The organism is Gillisia sp. Hel_I_86 (assembly GCF_007827275.1).
GTDB lineage: Bacteria > Bacteroidota > Bacteroidia > Flavobacteriales > Flavobacteriaceae > Gillisia.
Genome location: NZ_VISE01000001.1, coordinates 3,106,417 through 3,125,495, shown reverse-complemented (window position 1 = coordinate 3,125,495; position 19,079 = coordinate 3,106,417). Strand labels below are relative to the sequence as shown.

15 protein-coding genes are annotated in these 19,079 nt (G+C 32.7%); 2 read left to right on the top strand and 13 right to left on the bottom strand.

Annotated features, from left to right (window positions below; all coding sequences use genetic code 11):
• Window positions 1-74: 74 nt before the first annotated feature.
• Window positions 75-2,465: a TonB-dependent receptor gene (locus tag JM83_RS14075; RefSeq protein ID WP_144962804.1), complete on the bottom strand. Its 2,391-nt coding sequence runs from the start codon at window positions 2,463-2,465 to the stop codon at window positions 75-77.
• Window positions 2,466-2,984: 519 nt separating this feature from the next.
• On the opposite strand from JM83_RS14075, the gene JM83_RS14070 reads away from it, so the two are divergent.
• A complete protein-coding gene (locus tag JM83_RS14070; RefSeq protein ID WP_144962803.1) occupies window positions 2,985-3,377 on the top strand; it encodes a response regulator in 393 nt (130 codons plus the stop codon).
• Between the two features lie 340 nt (window positions 3,378-3,717).
• On the opposite strand, the gene JM83_RS14065 is transcribed toward JM83_RS14070, so the two are convergent.
• The 12 genes from JM83_RS14065 to JM83_RS14010 form a co-directional block, all read right to left on the bottom strand.
• Complete coding sequence (locus tag JM83_RS14065; RefSeq protein WP_144962802.1) at window positions 3,718-4,299, bottom strand: hypothetical protein; 582 nt, start codon at window positions 4,297-4,299, stop codon at window positions 3,718-3,720.
• Between the two features lie 11 nt (window positions 4,300-4,310).
• Window positions 4,311-4,889 carry a hypothetical protein gene (locus JM83_RS14060; protein WP_144962801.1) on the bottom strand — a complete coding sequence of 193 codons (579 nt, stop codon included), beginning with the start codon at window positions 4,887-4,889 and terminating at the stop codon, window positions 4,311-4,313.
• 2 nt (window positions 4,890-4,891) lie between these two features.
• Window positions 4,892-7,963: a hypothetical protein gene (locus JM83_RS14055; protein ID WP_144962800.1), complete on the bottom strand. Its 3,072-nt coding sequence runs from the start codon at window positions 7,961-7,963 to the stop codon at window positions 4,892-4,894.
• A gap of 32 nt (window positions 7,964-7,995) precedes the next feature.
• On the bottom strand, window positions 7,996-8,787 hold the full coding sequence (locus tag JM83_RS14050) for a DUF3324 domain-containing protein (RefSeq protein WP_144962799.1): 792 nt from the start codon (window positions 8,785-8,787) through the stop codon (window positions 7,996-7,998).
• Between the two features lie 224 nt (window positions 8,788-9,011).
• Entirely contained in the window at window positions 9,012-9,656 is a 645-nt protein-coding gene (locus tag JM83_RS14045; protein ID WP_144962798.1) for a hypothetical protein, read from the bottom strand.
• 261 nt (window positions 9,657-9,917) lie between these two features.
• Window positions 9,918-10,214: an STAS domain-containing protein gene (locus JM83_RS14040; RefSeq protein WP_144962797.1), complete on the bottom strand. Its 297-nt coding sequence runs from the start codon at window positions 10,212-10,214 to the stop codon at window positions 9,918-9,920.
• Between the two features lie 418 nt (window positions 10,215-10,632).
• The gene (locus tag JM83_RS14035; protein ID WP_144962796.1) at window positions 10,633-11,340 is read right to left on the bottom strand and encodes a LytR/AlgR family response regulator transcription factor; all 708 of its coding nucleotides are present in this window, start codon (window positions 11,338-11,340) and stop codon (window positions 10,633-10,635) included.
• A gap of 10 nt (window positions 11,341-11,350) precedes the next feature.
• On the bottom strand, window positions 11,351-11,671 hold the full coding sequence (locus JM83_RS14030) for an Hpt domain-containing protein (RefSeq protein WP_144962795.1): 321 nt from the start codon (window positions 11,669-11,671) through the stop codon (window positions 11,351-11,353).
• 5 nt (window positions 11,672-11,676) lie between these two features.
• Window positions 11,677-12,351 carry a sensor histidine kinase gene (locus JM83_RS14025; protein WP_144962794.1) on the bottom strand — a complete coding sequence of 225 codons (675 nt, stop codon included), beginning with the start codon at window positions 12,349-12,351 and terminating at the stop codon, window positions 11,677-11,679.
• A gap of 3 nt (window positions 12,352-12,354) precedes the next feature.
• On the bottom strand, window positions 12,355-14,724 hold the full coding sequence (locus JM83_RS14020; RefSeq protein ID WP_144962793.1) for a PAS domain S-box protein: 2,370 nt from the start codon (window positions 14,722-14,724) through the stop codon (window positions 12,355-12,357).
• Window positions 14,725-14,728: 4 nt separating this feature from the next.
• Window positions 14,729-15,262, bottom strand: coding sequence for a heme NO-binding domain-containing protein (locus JM83_RS14015; protein WP_144962792.1), 534 nt, complete (start codon window positions 15,260-15,262; stop codon window positions 14,729-14,731).
• The gene (locus tag JM83_RS14010; protein ID WP_144962791.1) at window positions 15,262-15,678 is read right to left on the bottom strand and encodes a response regulator; all 417 of its coding nucleotides are present in this window, start codon (window positions 15,676-15,678) and stop codon (window positions 15,262-15,264) included. The genes JM83_RS14015 and JM83_RS14010 overlap by 1 nt, the downstream gene beginning before the upstream one ends.
• Window positions 15,679-16,972: 1,294 nt before the next feature.
• On the opposite strand from JM83_RS14010, the gene pta reads away from it, so the two are divergent.
• Window positions 16,973-19,078 carry a phosphate acetyltransferase gene (gene pta / locus JM83_RS14000; protein ID WP_144962790.1) on the top strand — a complete coding sequence of 702 codons (2,106 nt, stop codon included), beginning with the start codon at window positions 16,973-16,975 and terminating at the stop codon, window positions 19,076-19,078.
• The last annotated feature ends 1 nt before the right edge of the window (window position 19,079 follow it).

The following is a 19,079-nucleotide window of genomic DNA, read 5'->3' as shown; positions in this document are numbered from 1 at the left end:
GAAATAAATTTGATTATGAAGAAGTGCCGTTATTTATGAATTGCCTTGCATAAATAACGGCGACCACTATATATTTAAAAATTATAAGTTACACCAAGACGTGCATTAGTTCCTTCTCCTACCACAGTAAAAGATCTTAACGGAGCAGCCCACTGTGATCTTGCAGGTAAATAATACTCATTCAAAAGGTTATTTATTCCTAAGGAAACATCAATATTGCTCTTTATTTGGTAAGTCGCCGATAGATTGACTAACGTATACCCATTTACAGGAAATTCAGTATGCCTGAAGGCATAATTTCCTTCCGTGTCCTGAAATGGATCAAATCTTTTTCGATCTCCCAAATTTATCACGTTCAATGTAGTACTTATCTTCTCAGTTGGCTTCCAAGTAATATATGCTGTTAATTTGGGAGCAGAAATAACATCTCCACCTACGTAACTTAAGTTATTTTCATCTCCTTTAGGATTTTTAAGTCCTTCTACATAGGAATAAGAAGCTCCCAGAATTAATTTATTATTTGGAAAAGCATAGTCTATAGCAAGTTCCCCGCCGAATATTTTTTGCGGTTGTTCAGAAGGTATAAACGAATTCAGCTCATCACTAAATACAACTCCGGTGCCTAAATTTGAGGTACTATAATATCCTACTGCCTCTAAACGGAGATTATTAAATTTTGAAATAAATCCGAATTCATAATTATTAGTAACAGCTGGTTCCAATTGGATATTATCTATACTTTCAGCACTCGCCGATCTCAAAATGGAACCTAAATCGGCTATGGAAAAGCCTTGGGAATAACTGATGTAAGGAATGAATTCCTGATGCTCAATATATCGGATTCCCATATTAAAAGCAAGATTATCGAAAGCTAGCTCTCCCCCTTGCACTGATACCGAAGGGTTAAAGTTGCCATCTCCCTTAGGCGAATAGGGAAGGGTATTATAATCGGCAATATCCATTTTCAAATCATCATAGCGCAATCCAACTTTAAACGCCCACTTTTTGTCTAGTTTCAAAGTAGTTTGTAAATAAGGAGCGACACCCATAAGTTCAATATTTGGCACCCAGAGCCTTCCATCTAACAAGCCTTGATTAGTTTTATCCCTTAATAAATCCAAACCATAGATAAATGAGAGATCTATGCCGTTATACGAATTGATTCGAGTATTGAAATTAGGCCTTACACCATATTTTTCCGAATTGATTACGGATTGGCCTCCATTTTCAAATTTATCGGAATAAAAGAAAATACTTTTGGCTTTCGAATAATAGATGTCGGTTTCAAAATCGGTAGTACTTGAAAAAATAGCGTTCAAATTATATTTTAACCTTCCATTTATCAATTCGGAACCCGTAGGTTGCTCTCCCGGAATGGAACCCTCGATACCATAGCCTGGCTCCAAGGTGTAATCTCCTTCCTCATTAAATACCTGTACATCTGCAAAAACTGGAATAAAAGGGGAGTCTTGGAGCGATTTGTAAAAGTTTCCATTAAGTGTTAATTTTTGATTTTCAGAAAGCAAATATTCCAGTTTACCGTATGTACTATAAATATCTGTATTATCAAACCCATATGTAGGAAGAAGCGGAACCCCATCTGCATCATATTTATTTCCGGTTCGTTCTACACTACCACTAACGTAATAATTGAATTTATCTAACTGGCCTGTAAAAGATTGATAAGCCCCATACCCTAGTGCATCTTCCGTATTCGAAAGTTGGGAGGTTCCCCAAATATTGGTAGTTCCGCTTATTGTTTTTGTGGAATTCGGATTTTTAGTAATATAGTTGATAAAGCCTCCATTTCCTCCGTTACCGAATATAGAAGTGGCTCCTTTTATTACTTCAACACTGCTTATATCATTGGGATTAATACTTTTAATTCCCAATTGCCCATTTCGCAGCGGGGTGGATTGAGGAATTCCATCGACCATTACCAACAAGGATCGGCCTCTTAAAGTCTGTCCCCAATTGGAAAATGTTCCTGTACTCACAGCAAGACCAGGAACGGTATAAGCTAAAATTTCATTAATATTGGATGTGAATTTGGTAAATTCTTTAAGTTTTGCTGAATTCACCACCGTAATGGAAGCAGGAATTTCAGAAAGGTATTCCGGGTTTCGGCTTGCAGAGATTACAACTTCGTCCAGACTCCCGTAATCTTCCTTCATTGTTGTACTATAAGTTTGGAAGTTATCGGTAGTAAATTCTACCTTTTCTTTTTTGGTTTGATACCCTAGCATTCTCACTGTTACTGTCCAAGTTCCTTTGGGAATATTCTTTAAAGTATAAAATCCGTCGAAATCTGTTGTGGTTCCTTTTTGTAATTCCTGTAGATAAATTGTGGCTCCTGCAAGAGGTTCATTTAATTCATTTTTAATTTCCCCCTTTAATCCAGATCCAGATTGGGAAAATGCACTCAGGCTAAGAAGCAGCAAAGCTGATAAAGTAAGGTATTTCATTATTCTTATTTGGATTTATTAAAAATAGTGACAAATATAGTAGGTAACTTTTGACTATCCCAAGAAAATTTATAATTATTTTTAAAAATATATATTGGGATAATTAGAGTCCATTTGAAGATAATCTGACTATTATTTTTTTGAATTTAATAATGAGGTTACAGCTCCAATTTAATTTCAGGTAGCTTGTCTAAATATCTTATATGTTTCGTCGAAAAATAGGTCCATTAAGGGGATAATTATCTCAATTTTAAAGAGAAATTAGAGGTAGTTAACTAATGATAAAACAATTGATTGTATATCCGTTTTTTGTCCTATAGTTGTTTTGTCACCCTGTCCCGAAAGCTTTCGGGATTATTTCAGGACCTCTATTTACTGTATTGACTCTTAGTGTTATAAGATTCTGAAACTCCCGACGCGGACAGAATGACGTTATTTTTCATTTTATGATACTTTACGGCTATACAAAAAATTTTCTATTTCTATTGCCTACCAAAATTATTAATAAAAATAATTCAGATGGATAGTATTACTATATTTAATGACATGTATACGGGAATGCTTATAAAGGAGTTTTCCGATGGTATTGATTGCCTAACCTCCATGGAATATTTTTTTAATGCTATGGATGCAATAAAATATGTGAATGAGAATCCAGTTGACCTTATTTTATTAGACCTTCAACTCCCTGGATTTACCGAATTGATTCAATCTTTAAAGAAAACTCCAGAGGCAATTATTATTACCTCATATTTGCCATCCGTTTATAAAGCACCTGGATTTCCTTGTCAAGTAGAGTATTTGATAAAGCCTTTTTCCAAGGAAAAATTCGATGTAGTACTAAATAAGGTTCAACGTTATAAGTCAAGAAATAATGATTTTTTTCCAATGGGACTTGCAGGGAAAAGTTAAGAATCTAAAATGCCAATTGTTAATAGCCTCTATTTTTTCAATTATTAATGTTTCTTTGTTCCGTGATGAAACGAAATGCCGGTAAAATTACCGGCATTTCTGTATTAAAAAGGTTAAATATAGGAATTGAATAATCTCCTTTTGCTACATGTTTTAATTGAGTTTTCATGAAGGGAAAATAAGGAAATTAATTTTGAAGTAGTTTAGACAGTGCCCTAAAAGAAGGCATATGAGTTAGTAAAATTAGAAATGAAAGACATCTCTTAAAACTTTTTTATATGCCAAATGTGAAGAACATTAAAACATACAAAAAGTAACTACTAATAAGCTTTAAAAGCTTTTACATTAAACTTCCAACAACGGTATAATAAATATCAAAGTTACTGGGCGTGCCGGGAACCAATGCACTTGCTTTAATTTTGAATTGAATAGGAATATCAGTTCGGCAACCTATAAACTCAAATATTTTTATAGCTTGAGATCCCATATTTGGAACCGTTATATAAGATCCACCGTTAGAGGGCGTAAGGTCTCTAGGTCCAAGTGGTTGTAAGGGAAGTAAATCATAAGTGCTAAGCGTTGGAAAACGCATTCCGCTATTAAAAGTTGTTTTCGCTTCAAGTGTTAATCCTACTGGAGCATTGGTAGTATGAATATAGACACTATATCTAAAAACATTTGTTTCACACATTATTTCTGAACTCAGTAGGAGCTGCGGGTTTAAAACAAAACCAATTAGAGTTGCATCAAAATTACTTTCAAAGCCGATTGCAGTATCATCCAGACCGGCTTCCATTACCACATCATCTATAGATTGAATAAAATTTGGCATTCCTGAAACATCTAATGTTCCTGGTAATAATTGCGAATATGTAGTTTGTGTTAAACTTAAACAGATTATAAAGAGGATTAGCTTTTTCATAATATAGAGATTTATCTAATTTCAAAAATTATTTCAAATCCTGTTGGTAAGGATTGAAAACTTGGATTTTCTATTGTGTATCTTATTAAGTACCCAGTGTTTTCTCCATCACCTGTATAGCCACTGGCAAAATCATTAACAATAACTTGATTAGAAATGTTTAAGGTTATAGGATTGGTATTTGGGTTGGCATTATATACCCCACCAATATTTGCGGTAGAAATTATTTGAATAATTACATTTATGCCTTCAGGGATGGGTTGATTTGATCTAGTGAATATCTTGGCATTTTCATTATTTCTGGATCTATAGGTGAAATTAAGCCAGAACTCATCAGTTGTCGGGCTTCCTACATTAATATAAGGCTTTCCGGCTTCTATAGGCGTGGCACTGGAGGATGATCCTGTATGTGGATCCGGTTCAATATCTGTTATAGCAATTCTCTGCAAATCCATAAATGCAATATTGGTTTCTTGGCCTCCTCCTAAAATAAATGTATCTGGATTAGAAGCGTCAATGATTTCTTGAGAGAAGCTATTCACTATAAATAGTGAGAAAATAGCAATTGATATGAGTTGTGATTTTTTCATGGTTACTGTCCTATTTTAAAATTCTTATTGGTAAATTTCACTTTTCGCTCCTTAGTGATTATAACAAAGGGAACATCCATTGTTTCTCCCGCCCCCACAGATATTTGTATATCCTTTTTTATTTCGAAGTCATCATTTTCTTTGAATCTTATTAAATTAAGGGTGTAGGTGCCAGGTACAATATCTTTGAACTGGAAGATTCCTTCTTTGTTCGACTCTACATGATAGGTGAAATTTTTATTTTCTATTTTGAAATATTTTTCGAGCATATTGGAAGCAGTTTTATTACCAGCAATGCTAATTGCTCCATTGATGTTGGCAGATTTAATAAGTTTGAACGTAATATCGCTTTCTCTTTCTTGACGGATTTCTAATTCAATAGATGTTTTTTGTGAAGAAACTATGCCCATGGGAAGGGATGATTCATCAATTAGAACGTAATTTTTTCCTAGCGGAAGGTTATTCAATTGAAATCTTCCATTTTTATCGGTTACTATGGTTTGCCCCGCAGCGATTATTTTAATTCCAGATACTTTGATGGATTCGTCTTCTGCATAAATAACTCCTCTTAAGCCGCCTTGTTGTAAAAGTCTTTTTAAGGGAACTCCAAAAGAATAGGTGTATTTACCTAATGCTAATAATTCTTTTTTATTCACACTTCCGGCATTTTCATAATAATTTGCCTTTACTTCAAATTGATGGTTTTTGGTGAGATGTACTAAAAGATTGGCATTAATAAAATCTCGTTTTAAATAATTTTCTTCCGGACTAAATCCGCTGTTGTATGAGGCATTTACTCGTAAAGTTTTGTTCATGTTATAATTAAAACCAAAGCTATATCTTAGATAGTTCATATTAATATTAGAATTACCATACCTGTTACTGTAATTATGATTGATGCTTCCTCTTAAAGTTAGTTCATCCAAAATTCTGTAAGAAGAATTTAAGTTATGGGAATAGGTATTCCTATATTCTAAGCTTTCATTTAATAGGTTTTTAGTTCTGGACAACCTTCCACTAAAGTTTAATACAAATGCTGGAGAGGAATAAAGGTACCTATAGTTAATACCATGTTCTTTATAATAATAGGATTTGGGTTCCATTTGATCTTCTCTCGTTCTTTGTTCTAAACGAATGTTTACTAAATGACGATTTTTAAATCGGTAACCCAGCATCCCGTAATAATTTTCATAATAAGGTTCTGCAGCATAAAATAAAGGATCCAAGCGTCTATTAACTTTGGAAATGGTTTGCCCTAATGCAAAATTCCAACGATTATTTTTATAATATAAGTTGTTGGAGTATTGTAGGCTATTGCGTATGCTTCCAAAATAATCTTTTCCTGCAATGGTAAGAGTTCCTGAATATGTTAAATTTTTATACTGCTGTACCAAATTGATATAATTGGCCAAGGCAGTAGCTTCATTTGTCAAACTAACCGAAGTTTCTGCATCTATATAAGTACCCTTATTTCTATAATGTAAATTAATAGTACCTATTTGGCCAGATTCGGTTGGATTGGCTTCAATATTATTGCTTGCGCCTTGAATGGTTCCTTGAGATCTTTCTATAGCAAGACCAATTTTTAAGGAATCGCTAACATGATATACCGATTTTACACCATAAAGAGCTGAAGAGTTAAAGCTGTATAATCTAGGTTTAGAATAAAAAGTTGAAAATGTCCATTTTTTTATATCCTGATCTATTCTAAAACCCATACCATATCTACTATCAAAACCCAAGCGGTTAATAAAGTAAGCATGATCCCCAACATAAATGTTCGTTTTGTTATTGTACCTATATATAAAACTATACTGATCTGTTACTCCAAATCGTTTTAAATTTTGTTGTTGAGGGGCTCTTATTATAAAATTTAAATGATGCTTTTTATTTAAGTCCAAGTAACCATCTCCCATAAGTTCTGAAGAGATTGTAGAAAAATGATTGTTTTTATAGGTATGACTGTTGTAATTTAAACTAGCTCTAATTGGAAATCTAAAAAAAGGATCTTTTTTCTCAATTTTACTAGGAAATATTTGAGTACTGGTATACGCTCTATAGGTTTGTTTAGAAGTTTTACTATAAACATCTAACTGAGAACCTACATTTCTCAAAAAGTAAACTTTAGAATCTGTTTTCTTTGAAACTTCAATTACAAGCGTGGAATCTGGAGCAATAGAATATTTTTTATCACCAGTTATAGTTCCTGTAGAATTTAACTCTATTTCTTGTTTGATATTTCCATTATTTTGGATGCCAAATCTGGCATTTATCGTTTCTCCGGCTTTTAAAGTTTGGGGAGCTGAAATAGTATATACCTGAAGTTTATAATTTTTATCTACCTCAAAATTGATGTCTAGAGTTTTTACAATAGTGCCTTCGGCGTCAACTAAATTAAATACCGCATTAGATTTTCCCGGCTTAGCTTTGGCAGGAATATTAAAGCTTACAAGAACAAGTTTTTTCTCGTTGGGTTTTAGGTTTTCAATATCCCCAGCAGATACTAACTTCCATGATTCAGGTAAAGTTTCATTCAGAAATAAATTTTGTATAGTGTCAGTTTCATTGGTAATTTGTAAAGTAATAGTATGGTTAGACGCGGTTTTGTAAACTTCTTGTTGATTAAGAAAATCCATTTTTATAAGGATGTTCTCTTTCTGGTTTAAAGGTCTAGTTATTTGCGATCCGTTATTAGATGAGGTAGGGGAATTTCTCTTTTTATTTATTCTAAGTGCAGTTGTATTTTCTTCATATGAGGTTTCATCAACATTTACTATGCTGTCAACCTTATTTTTTAAAGTTTTTGCAGAAGGGCTTTTCTTTGAATCTTGTACTTGCTGAAAATTATCTTTAGAATTTTTATAGGATATGGTTTTTACAGTCTTATTAGGGGCATCTGAAAATACCTTTAAACCTATCACACTGTCATTCCTTGATTTTTGATCTAAAAAGATGGTCGATGGAATATTATATATATCACTAGGATTTGCATCAAAACGTTCATTTTGCACATCTCCCTTGCATCCTACTATTAGGACAACAAAAAAATAGCTGAATTTTAATGCATTTTTCATGTTTATTGATTTTATAGGGTAGGTAATTCTTTTTAATTTATCGTTAAGCTAACGTTGGTGCCTACAAATTCCTTTCTAGCATTGGCTATTAGAATACATTCATAGTCACCTTTTTCTAACTGTGAAATATCAATATCATATTTCTTACAAAACCCCGGGAAGACCATATTTCTCTTCGTACTAGTTTCCAGAACTTTTTCTCCATTTTGATTGTATACTTCTAAAGAGAGTTTTACACCTTCTATAAATAAACTTTCATTTATTAGTTTGATAAAAAGGCTTTTTCCACCCGTATTGGTGTTTTGTTCCAGATCCAATTTTTGAAAATCTAAATTAACCTCACTGTAATTGTTTACATTGGTAAGTAATCCTACAGCATATCTTATTTTAGTGTCTAGATCTATGTTTTGGGTAAGTCTCTCTTCTTTAATGGGTTTTTCTATATCGAGCATTAATGCTGTCCAGAAAGAACCTCTTAATGTTGGATCTTTAGGAATATTAATAGAGAATCTGTATACATATTTTTCTTTTGGTGCCAATACTTTATCCGTAAGGCTTCCATCAAACCATGTATTTGAAGATTGACTGTGGGATATTTTTTCAGAGAAAAAGCGATCGCTATCACAAGAAAAAATAGCATCATTAAGTTTAAAACTTACTCTTTGTTCAAATTCTGTAGTATTAAGTAAAATAATCTCCCCCTGCAGTTGATCTCCAGAAGACCCTGAATAAACATGGGTCAATCCATTGATAATAACCACACTTGAATAACTTTGGTTGACAATTAGTAATAATAAAACACTTGTGAAAAATACATGTCTCATGGCAGTAAAATTTAAGATTTGCTTTAGATAGACCTTCTATACAAGTAAATTTACCTGTCCATGGGTGTTTTCAATTGTGGGATTCGCTAGCGAGCACGTTTCTGTAGATAAGTGGGAATAAGCTAATTTTATAGGAAAATGGATATAAATAAATTTCTATCCATTTTCCTATAAAATAAAAAGGCTCCTAATAAGGAGCCTTTTTTAATGGAGCAAAAAAAGAATTAAAAATCTGTAAGCGTGTACTTTACAGTAGATTGGTAAGTTCCAGCATAATATCCTGCAAAATTCCCATTTTGCTCTAGTGTATAAGTTAATCTTACACCATGTTTCTCATCTCCAGTATATACACTTTCAATGCTATCTACTAATAGAGCGTCTGTTCCAATAGGAGTTGTTGCTCCTAATGCTACACCGCCGGGCATTACAGTCCCTGCAGAATCAGCAGTACCACCATCTACGATAATTACCGGTGCTTCTGGCATTATTCTTAGATCTAGGTTTCCTGGAAATGTACTTCCAGCTTCAAATTGAACATTGATTTTTCTATCCAAATCAAAACCATTTACGTTGGCAGCTCCTGCTACGACACTGGTGTAATTCAAATATAAATCTGAATAACTAACATCTTGAAAGGCATATAATCCGGCCTCCGCATTAGTGCCTGAAAGCGTGACATTTGTCATATCGAACATAATGGCAGCGGCTTCTGTTCCAGTGTTGTCATCATAAATATCCAATAAGGCTACTTCTGGAACATTTACATCCAATATATGCGTCGCAATATTGGTGTCATCATTGTCTTGGGCACTCAGGCTTTGTGAAAGTACAATTGTAAATGCACCAACTAAAAATTTAACATTTTTCATAATAAAAGGGTTTAAAGATTAATTTTGATAAATTTACTTTGAAGGGTAGCAAGAGTATTAGATTTTTCGTTAGATGAACATTAAGTAAAGATTATAGTGCGAGAAGTTTAGGTAATTACATTTGAGATGGTGGCTAAAAAACTAACTAACCAACTATGCTGGGCTAAAATTGATAAAAGGTTCAGAGAATTAACTTCTTGAACCTTTTTTAGCTTTAAAACACCTATAATCAATGAAGGTTTTTTTGATACTATTAATTATTTATGCCACTCCAACAAATATTCTTCTAACTCCAGCAACGGACATTGCTGTTTTAACAACTTGGTTGTCTAGACCATGAAATACAATTTTTTTCTTTTTTTCTTTAGCTTTTATAATAAGAAGGTACAGCATAAATATGCCGGACATATCCATGGAGCTTATAGAATTTAGGTTTATTATTACGTTATTGAATATCTCTAGAGCATATTCAATTTGTTGTTGAGTTTCCGTTACATTTCCACAATAAAGTTTTCCCTTTATTTCTAATATTCGCACAGTAGAGTTTAGTACAGACATAGTAAATAGTTTTAAAATTATAGGTGCAAAATTGGAATTCAATTCAAGAAAATGAACTTTTATTCGATAGTAGGAATTTTGATGTAGATGAACAAGCGGAGATATATCGTTAAATTTGATATGAAAAATTTTATCAACCTACTACCACATCAACAAATAAATTTTGTTATTTATAATGACGAAGCCAAGGCGGAAACCTTGGCTTGTTAAACTAAAATCAGCAACTACTTAAATAATTAAATTCGGCTGAAATTTAATTTTGATACATTAAATGCATAAATATCGATGTAGGGTCGAGCGTATTAATATACCATATGTTAAATATAAAATATATAAACTCTTAGAACTTTATATTTCGATGAATACTGTTGTTACATAGATAAATATCACTAAAGTAGCGCTGAATAAAAAACTTGTTTTATAGCAAATTGAGCCTTTTCATTAACTCAGCTCTGTTGGACCGGCTTATTGGAATAACATTTTTTTCAATGAGTACGCTGTTATCTTCAATGTCAATAATTTTTAGAAAATTAATTACGTAAGATCTATGAACTTTTAGAAATATACTCTCGGGCAGCTTGTCCTCAATTTTCTTTAAAGTAGAATGTACGGTATAATTCTTTTTTTCCGTTTTAATCAATATATAATCACCTTTAGCCTCAATTATATTTATAGAAGGAATGTCAATTTTGATAAGCCTCCTGTCTATGTTAACGTAAAGGATCTTATTGGTTTCATCTTCGAAAGGTTCTATTTTATTTGATAGTACCATATTATTAAAAGAGAGCGTTCTTTGTACCGCTTTATTGAATCGCTCTACGGATAATGGTTTTACCAAATAATCCATTATAAAGTCATACTCAAATGCTGTTAGTGCAAAATCTTTATCGGATGTGATAAGAATTATTTTTGGTGGATTTTTTATGGTTTGGATAAAATCAAATCCTGTAAATGCTGGCATATGGATATCTAAGAAAACAAGATCGACCTCATTTTGGTTCAAAAACTTCATAGCTTCTATCGCATTGGCAAAACTGCCCGCTAAAGATAATTCAGGAGTATTCAAAATCATATCCTCAATAATTACTCTGGCCATTTGTTCGTCATCTATAATAATACATTTCATAAATTAGGTTTTAAAGTTGGGAAGTAAAAATTAGCATCGATTTTAAGATTTTATCAAAATCGTTTTTTCTTTTTAAGTCAGAATTCCTTAGATCTTGCTCAAAAAGAACGGCAAGCTCATAGGATTTCTCTAAGCCTAACACACTAATTTTATGCTTCAATTTATGAACGTTTTCTGCACATTCTATATAGTTCTCCATAGAAATATTTTTTTTGTACACCTCTACTTCTGAGATCAGTTCATTCTTGATTACTAATATTAGTCTTTCTCTATAATTTAAATTATCCCCGCAAATTTTATTTATCTCGGTAACGGTAGGTTGTTCTTTCATACCTGTTAATTATTTCTAGGTAAGGTAAAGAAAAAGGTACTTCCAATATTTGGCTTACTCTCTAGCCATAACTTTCCATTATAAAAATCTATGATTTTTTTCACTATGGAAAGTCCTATTCCAGTTGCTGCTTGATCATTTTCTATTTTTTCAAAAATTTGAAAGATCTTTGTATGATACTCCTGAGGTATTCCTCTACCACTATCTTTTTTGGAAAATATCCAAAATGCACCATCTTCTACTACATCGATTTCTATTTCACCAAAAGGTTTATCAATACTTTTTATCGCATTTTGAATTAAATTTTGGAATAACTGCTGAAACCTAAATTTGTCTCCTTTAATAATAGGTAAGGTTTTATTTATAGTAACATTAATATGTTCGGGAATATGGAGTGTTTGAATGATATCTTTGGTTAAGATATTTAAATCTACAGGATAGCTGTCTATAACGGCTTGGTCTATTGTAGGGGAATTTAAGATCCCATCTATTTGGGCATCCATTTTTTCAACATTTTGCAATAAAAGCTTAAACTGTTCTTTACCTGCTAAATTAATCATTTCAACATTGTCTTGAAGTAACCAGTTGGCAAAAACCCAGGGATTTTTTAGTTCTATGTTAGCAGTGGTTAGGCAATTCCATTCCTTACTATTAAATTTTTGGGCTTGAACTATTTTCATTTTCTATTTTTTTAAACTGAAGTAGAATGTGGTTCCTTTTCCTAGCGTGCTTTCCAACCAAATATCACCTTTATATAAATCGACAATCTTCTTAACTATACTTAATCCTATACCTGTGGATTTATCGTGATTCCCTAATGATTTAAATATCGTAAAGATCTTTTTATGATCCTTTTCTGCAATTCCAATTCCGTTGTCTTTTATCGAAAAAATATAATGAGATTCATTTTCTAAATAATCTATCTCGATTAGCCCTTTTTCCTTATCAATATAATTTACCGCATTGCTAATTATATTTTGAAATAGTTGTTGCAGCCTTGTAAAATCTCCTTTAAGGATTGGCAGTTTTGAAATGATTTTAATTTCAATATGCTTTGGAATATATATAGAAGCTATAATATTATCTATGGTGTTATTTAAGTCGATATCATCATGTGAGAGTTCTATATTATTGGAAATGCTGGAATATTTTAAAATATTTTCTATCAAGTAATCCATTTTTTCTATTTGGTCTTGCATTAAATCAAGATTTTCCAAGCTTTCCTTTCCTAGTTTTTCATTCAAGTCTTCTTTTGTCCAAGTTAAAAGAGCAGAAATATTTCTTAATGGAGATTTTAAATCATGAGAAACTATGTGAGCATACTCATTTAATTGATCATTTTGTTGTTCTAAACTTTTTAATAGTTCTTCTTTTTGCAATTCTAGTTTTTTCTGATCGGTAATATCAAGATGGATTCCTATAGAGCCTATTACCTTCCCATGAACATCATAATTTGGAGCGCCACTTAATAGCCAATGCCTAAGTTCATTGGTTTTGGTTCGAACTGTGATCTCATAAGAATCGGAAATTCCCTTATTACGTTTATTAATAATATCTTGAGCTCTTTTTTGATCTTCAGGTAATAACATTAAACTGGTAGCTTTTTGATTTAGCAATTCTTCTTCAGAAAAACCACTAATTTCACAAAAGTTTTGATTTACATACCGAATTGAGCCTTCAGTATCAATTTCCATTAAGCCCAGTTTCATATTAGCAATAATATTGCTATATTTTTCCTTTTGAGCTTTAAGACTTTCTTTATAATTTTTCTGGATGGTCACATCTTCATAACTCCATAAATGCCCTTTATAAGCACCATTATTGTATATAGGAATATAATTACGTTCATAAATTTTCCCATTTACCAGTTCAAGTTCATCGCCAATAACGATCTCCTTTTTCTCCAACAACTCTTTTATCCTCTTTACAAATGATACCGGATTTTTAAAGAAGCGCTTTGAGTTTTCCGCTGCATTTGAACAATCACTTCCTATAAGATCATTTGGAGATGCATTAATGGAGAACATCTTGCAGAATTGTTTATTGGTAAGGGTTATTTTTCGATGCTCGTTTTCCAGTAAAACACCTACTTGTAGATTGCTAATTAAAGTTGAAAGCCTGTTTTCAGACTCCTTTAATTTTTCTTTTGCTACTTTTTCTTTGGTGATATCTTGTATAGTAGCTACTTGATATTCTATGTTTCCCTGTTCATCTCTAATTGCTGTCACAATTGTTTTAGCCCATATGACTTTATTGGTTTTTGTTATATATCTATTCTCTAAACTAAATGTATCTATTTCTCCGATAAATAACTTTCTCAGGAATTTTTCAAACTCCGTTTTGTCTTTGGAATGAGTAAGATCTTGGAGCCTAATATTTTTAAATTCTTCCTGAGAATATTCAAGTATGTTACAGAGTGCATGGTTGGCGATAAGCAATCCAAGTTGATGCTGAGAGGAAAGGGAAATTCCGATTGAAGAATTATCCATAATTAATTTTAGCTGCTTTTGCTGAGCTATCACCATCTCTTTAATGGCTGTTTCTTCTGTGATATCTCTTGCTATACCTTGTGCTGCTATTGGTTTGCCCTCACTATTATATATTAGACATGCATTTATTTGGACAATTTTTTCTTTTAGATCTTTGGTGATAATAACTGCTTGATAATTGGAATAAGATCCTAATTCCAGCAATTGTTTAAATGCACGTATAGTATAATTTTTATAACCTTTCTTTAGTAATTTAAAGAGGTTAATAGTTTCAAGTGTTATATTATAGCCTATTAAATTAATGGCAGCCTCATTCATTTTAATAACATTCCCTGTAAGATCCATTACTATATAGGCATCTATAATATTTACAAAAACCCCTTCAAGTTCAGATGATTTTTCATCAAGTAATTCCTTTAGTTGATTGTTGGATTGGGTCAAGGCATTGGAAATACTATAAAGTTCATTTGATTTTGCCTCAAGTATTTTTTCCGCTTCTTTACGAGCGACCTTTTCTCGATTAAGAGCTCTTTTTAATATTTCATTTCTTTCGGTCAAGTCCATGAGGTTATGAAATTAAAAATCTCACTTTAGTTCCATCTTCCTTTAATTTTATGTAGGTAATATTTGAATCCTGATCATAATGTTCAAATGTTTTATCCATTAATGCCTTGGCAAACATGTACATGGCATTATTGGAATGATAAATCATTTCCAGATAATCATCCTTGAATTTTATAACTTCAAAAGTTGGAAGATCTGCACCTGGATAGAGTTTTTTAACTTGAACATGAATATGATCTTGTACGGAGGCAAGCATAGTAAATGGCGAAGAGTAATGTTTAAATATATCTGGATGGATTCTTAAAAGGGTATTAAAAAAATAACAACCATAGGTATAAATTAAATCTTCTTTAGAAATATTTGTTTTTTCACTTAGATGTATAATTAATTGTTGCATTTCAAAAAAATCATACACTCCCACAGAAGTATATGCTCCTTGGGATTTTAATTTTGATTCGGTAATTATAAAGTCTACGGTTTCCAAACCAAATAAGGTTTCTACCATTTCTAAAAATTCTGTAAAAACAATTCCTTTCATTATTTATATTTTATCAATTCATTTATTGTCCAATAATCGAAGACCACTCTAATTTTTTCCACATAATCCTCATATTTTAGGGGCTTAACTATGTAACCTGATATCCCAATTTTATAACATTCCATTAAATCTTTGTGATTTCCAGAGGTAGTTAGGATGATTACAGGAATCTGTCTAAGGTCTGAGTTAGATTTTAACATTTCTAGAAACTCTATTCCATTTATTTTTGGCATATGTAAATCCAGTAAAATAATGTCGGGTAATTGATTGGTTTGCTGTAATGCCTCCATTGCTTCTTCTCCATTGGTCGCTTCAATAATATTATGTGGTAAATTGAGGCCTGTAATTGCCCTATTCATTTTCATAACCTCTATGAAATCGTCTTCAATAAGAAGAATATTTAATTTCATTTTCATTTTAATAAGAATAAGATATGTTATAAAAATCTTTCTTTAATAATAAGGCTCCTGTTTTTATCGCTGAAATTATTAATAAGCATCGATGAAAGTTCCTTCTCTATCGATGAATGTAATTTTTTTTTTTAGATAATTTTATTTAGTTGAAGTGTGTTAAAAAGAAAAACCTACGTAAATGATGTTTAACATTAGAATGATTAATTCAAAAATTGAATAAACTATATCTGTAAAGCCACTTAGATGTAATATTTGCCTAAACCTCAATATGGTCGTGGCAGTAAAATCAAATTCCTGGAAGACCACGTAGCAGACGGAGTAAAAAATGTCATGAAAAAATCGATTGACTATCAGCACCCCATGTGTTTACTCACCAAAGCACATCCTAGTTCGATATTGCAGATTATGTGGAACTGCGCATTCCCGAAAAATCAAACGAACAAACAACAAGGAAACACTTAAATGGGGACACATCGCAATACATAATACAAAAAGGAATCTCGTGGACACCTACCATAAGATCAGGAAAAACACCTGCAATTATACCTCAATTGTGATAGCAGGCATTACAGCGAGTGGATACTAAATAGATACCAATTATTTTCTCAATCAATTGGCAAAAAGCTGACTTGACACAATTAAATAAGAGAAAAAAAGGTTTATATTTAAACTTAGTGTGAAATACATAAAGTTATTTCAACGAATATTTATAATATGAGCCCTATTCGGTGACCTTTTAACACTATAATTATAATAAGTCTCTATTAACAAGGGATGACAGATTGGAGGTAACTTAACCTCCACTGTCAACGTTAGCTAGCTTATTCATTTACTAAAAACCTTATAAAGCTCGAATGGCATGTAATCCTTTTGCACCTAGACCTCCATAAAAATAAATTTGTCTATCCGTAAAGTATCATAAAATGATAAACAACGTCATTCTGTCCCAACCCTTTGGGAGTTCCAGAATCTCAAAACACTAAGAATCAATGTAATAAATTGAGACCATGAAATATCCCAACGCTACGGGAAAGGGTAACGAAACAACTACATGACAATAAACGGAGAGACATAAATAAAAAACACATGACTATCTGCCCTATACATTAGCTTTACATAAAAATGAAAGCAAAACAGCAACAGTAAATCCATTATAAGCTCTAAGGAAACCTTCTAACGAAAGACAATATTTAGAAGAAGAATTTGAAAAAATTGTTGGAAGAAAAACCCCTTTTATTAATGCAAGATTACGCAAATTGAGTATAAAATGTTTCTTACTTTTGATAAAACATTAGAAATGAACAAAGCCATCTATATTGCCACGACAGAACCCAACAGTGGCAAGTCTATTGTCTCTCTGGGATTGATGCAATCGCTATTGGGAAAGGCAGCAAGGGTAGGCTATTTTAGGCCCATTATTGACGATTTCGAGCCAGGAAAAATAGACAACCACATCAACACCGTCTCCACCTATTTTAATTTGGATATAAAGTTTGAAGATGCTTATGCTTATAGAAGAAGCGACGTTATTCGAAAAAAAAATGAAAACAAAGACGATGAGATTATCAGTAAGATAATTGAAAAGTATAAAGCCATTGAAGAGCGTTTTGATTTTGTCCTGGTAGAAGGCACCAGTTTTACGGGCGAAGGGTCTATTATAGAATTCGACATAAATGTACTAATTGCGAAAAATTTAGGAGTTCCCGCAATTATACTGGCTACAGGCACTGGCAAAACATTGGAAGAACTTGTAGGGAACTTGCAAATGGCTTTTGATTCTTTTAAAGAGAAAGGTGTGGAAGTTTTGTCTGTAATTGCCAACAAAGTTGAACCAAAAAACGTAGATCTGGTGGTTTCTGAACTGGAAACATACTTGCCTTCCGAAGTAATTGTAAGTGCAATTCCGTTAAATCCTATATTGGCAAATCCTTCCATCAAGGAAATTGTGGACACCTTGGATGCCAAGGTGCTTTTTGGCGAAACTTATATCAACAATCAAGCTGGTAATTTTAGTGTAGGTGCTATGCAACTGCGCAACTATCTCATCCATTTAAAAGAAAATGGCCTGGTAATTACACCTGGCGATAGGGCAGATATTATCTTGGGAGCTCTGCAAGCGCATGTTTCAGGCAACTACCCATCTATATCGGGGATTGTACTTACGGGGGGATTGATACCTGAAGATTCAATCATCAAACTTATTGAAGGACTTTCGGAAATTGTTCCAATTATTTCGGTAAAAGGAGGAACATTTTCAGTTACCAATTGTATTGGGAACATAAAATCGCAGATTTATGCTCAAAATACAGAAAAAATAAATACCTCCATCAATGACTTTGAAAGGTATGTTAAGGTAGATGCGCTGGTTGAACGCCTCATAAGGTTTAAATCCAACGGGATTACGCCCAGAATGTTTCAGTACAACTTATTAAAAAGGGCAAAATATAACAAAAAGCACATTGTTTTGCCCGAAGGATTGGACGAACGTGTTTTAAGGGCAACCAAGCAGCTAATAGATTTGGATGCCGTAAAAATCACATTGCTTGGAGATAAAAACCAGATAGAAGAAAAAATGGTATTGCTCGATATTGCTTTGGATTTGAACCGTATTAATATTATTAGCCCCATTGAATCTGTTCATTTTGAAGTATATGCAAAAACCCTTTATGAACTTAGGAAACACAAAAACGTTAACCTTGCCATGGCTAAAGATTTAATGGAAGACGTTTCCTATTTTGGATCGATGATGGTGTATATGGGAGATGCAGATGGGATGGTTTCTGGAGCCATTCATACTACGCAGCACACTATTCTCCCAGCACTTCAATTTATAAAAACAAAACCCGAAGCTTCCATCGTTTCTTCAGTGTTTTTTATGCTTTTGGAGGATCGCGTTTCAGTATATGGGGATTGTGCCATCAATCCGAATCCTACATCAGAGCAATTAGCGGAAATTGCCATTTCATCTGCAGCTACCAGTTTGGCTTTTGGAATAGAACCTAAAATAGCAATGCTCTCTTATTCTTCTGGCACTTCGGGGGTTGGAGAAGATGTGGAGAGGGTGAGAAAAGCAACAGAAATAGTTAAAAACAAAAGACCAGATCTCAAAGTTGAAGGCCCTATTCAATATGATGCGGCGGTAGATATAAAAGTGGGTAAACTAAAACTTCCAAATTCTGAAGTAGCAGGACAAGCCAATGTATTTATTTTTCCAGACCTTAACACGGGAAACAATACTTACAAAGCGGTTCAAAGAGAAACCAAAGCATTGGCCATTGGGCCCATTATTCAAGGTTTGAACAAACCCGTTAACGATTTAAGCCGAGGCTGTACCATAAATGATATTTTTAATACCGTTATCGTAACGGCTATACAGGCACAAGACGTTCAAAATAAAAAATAAG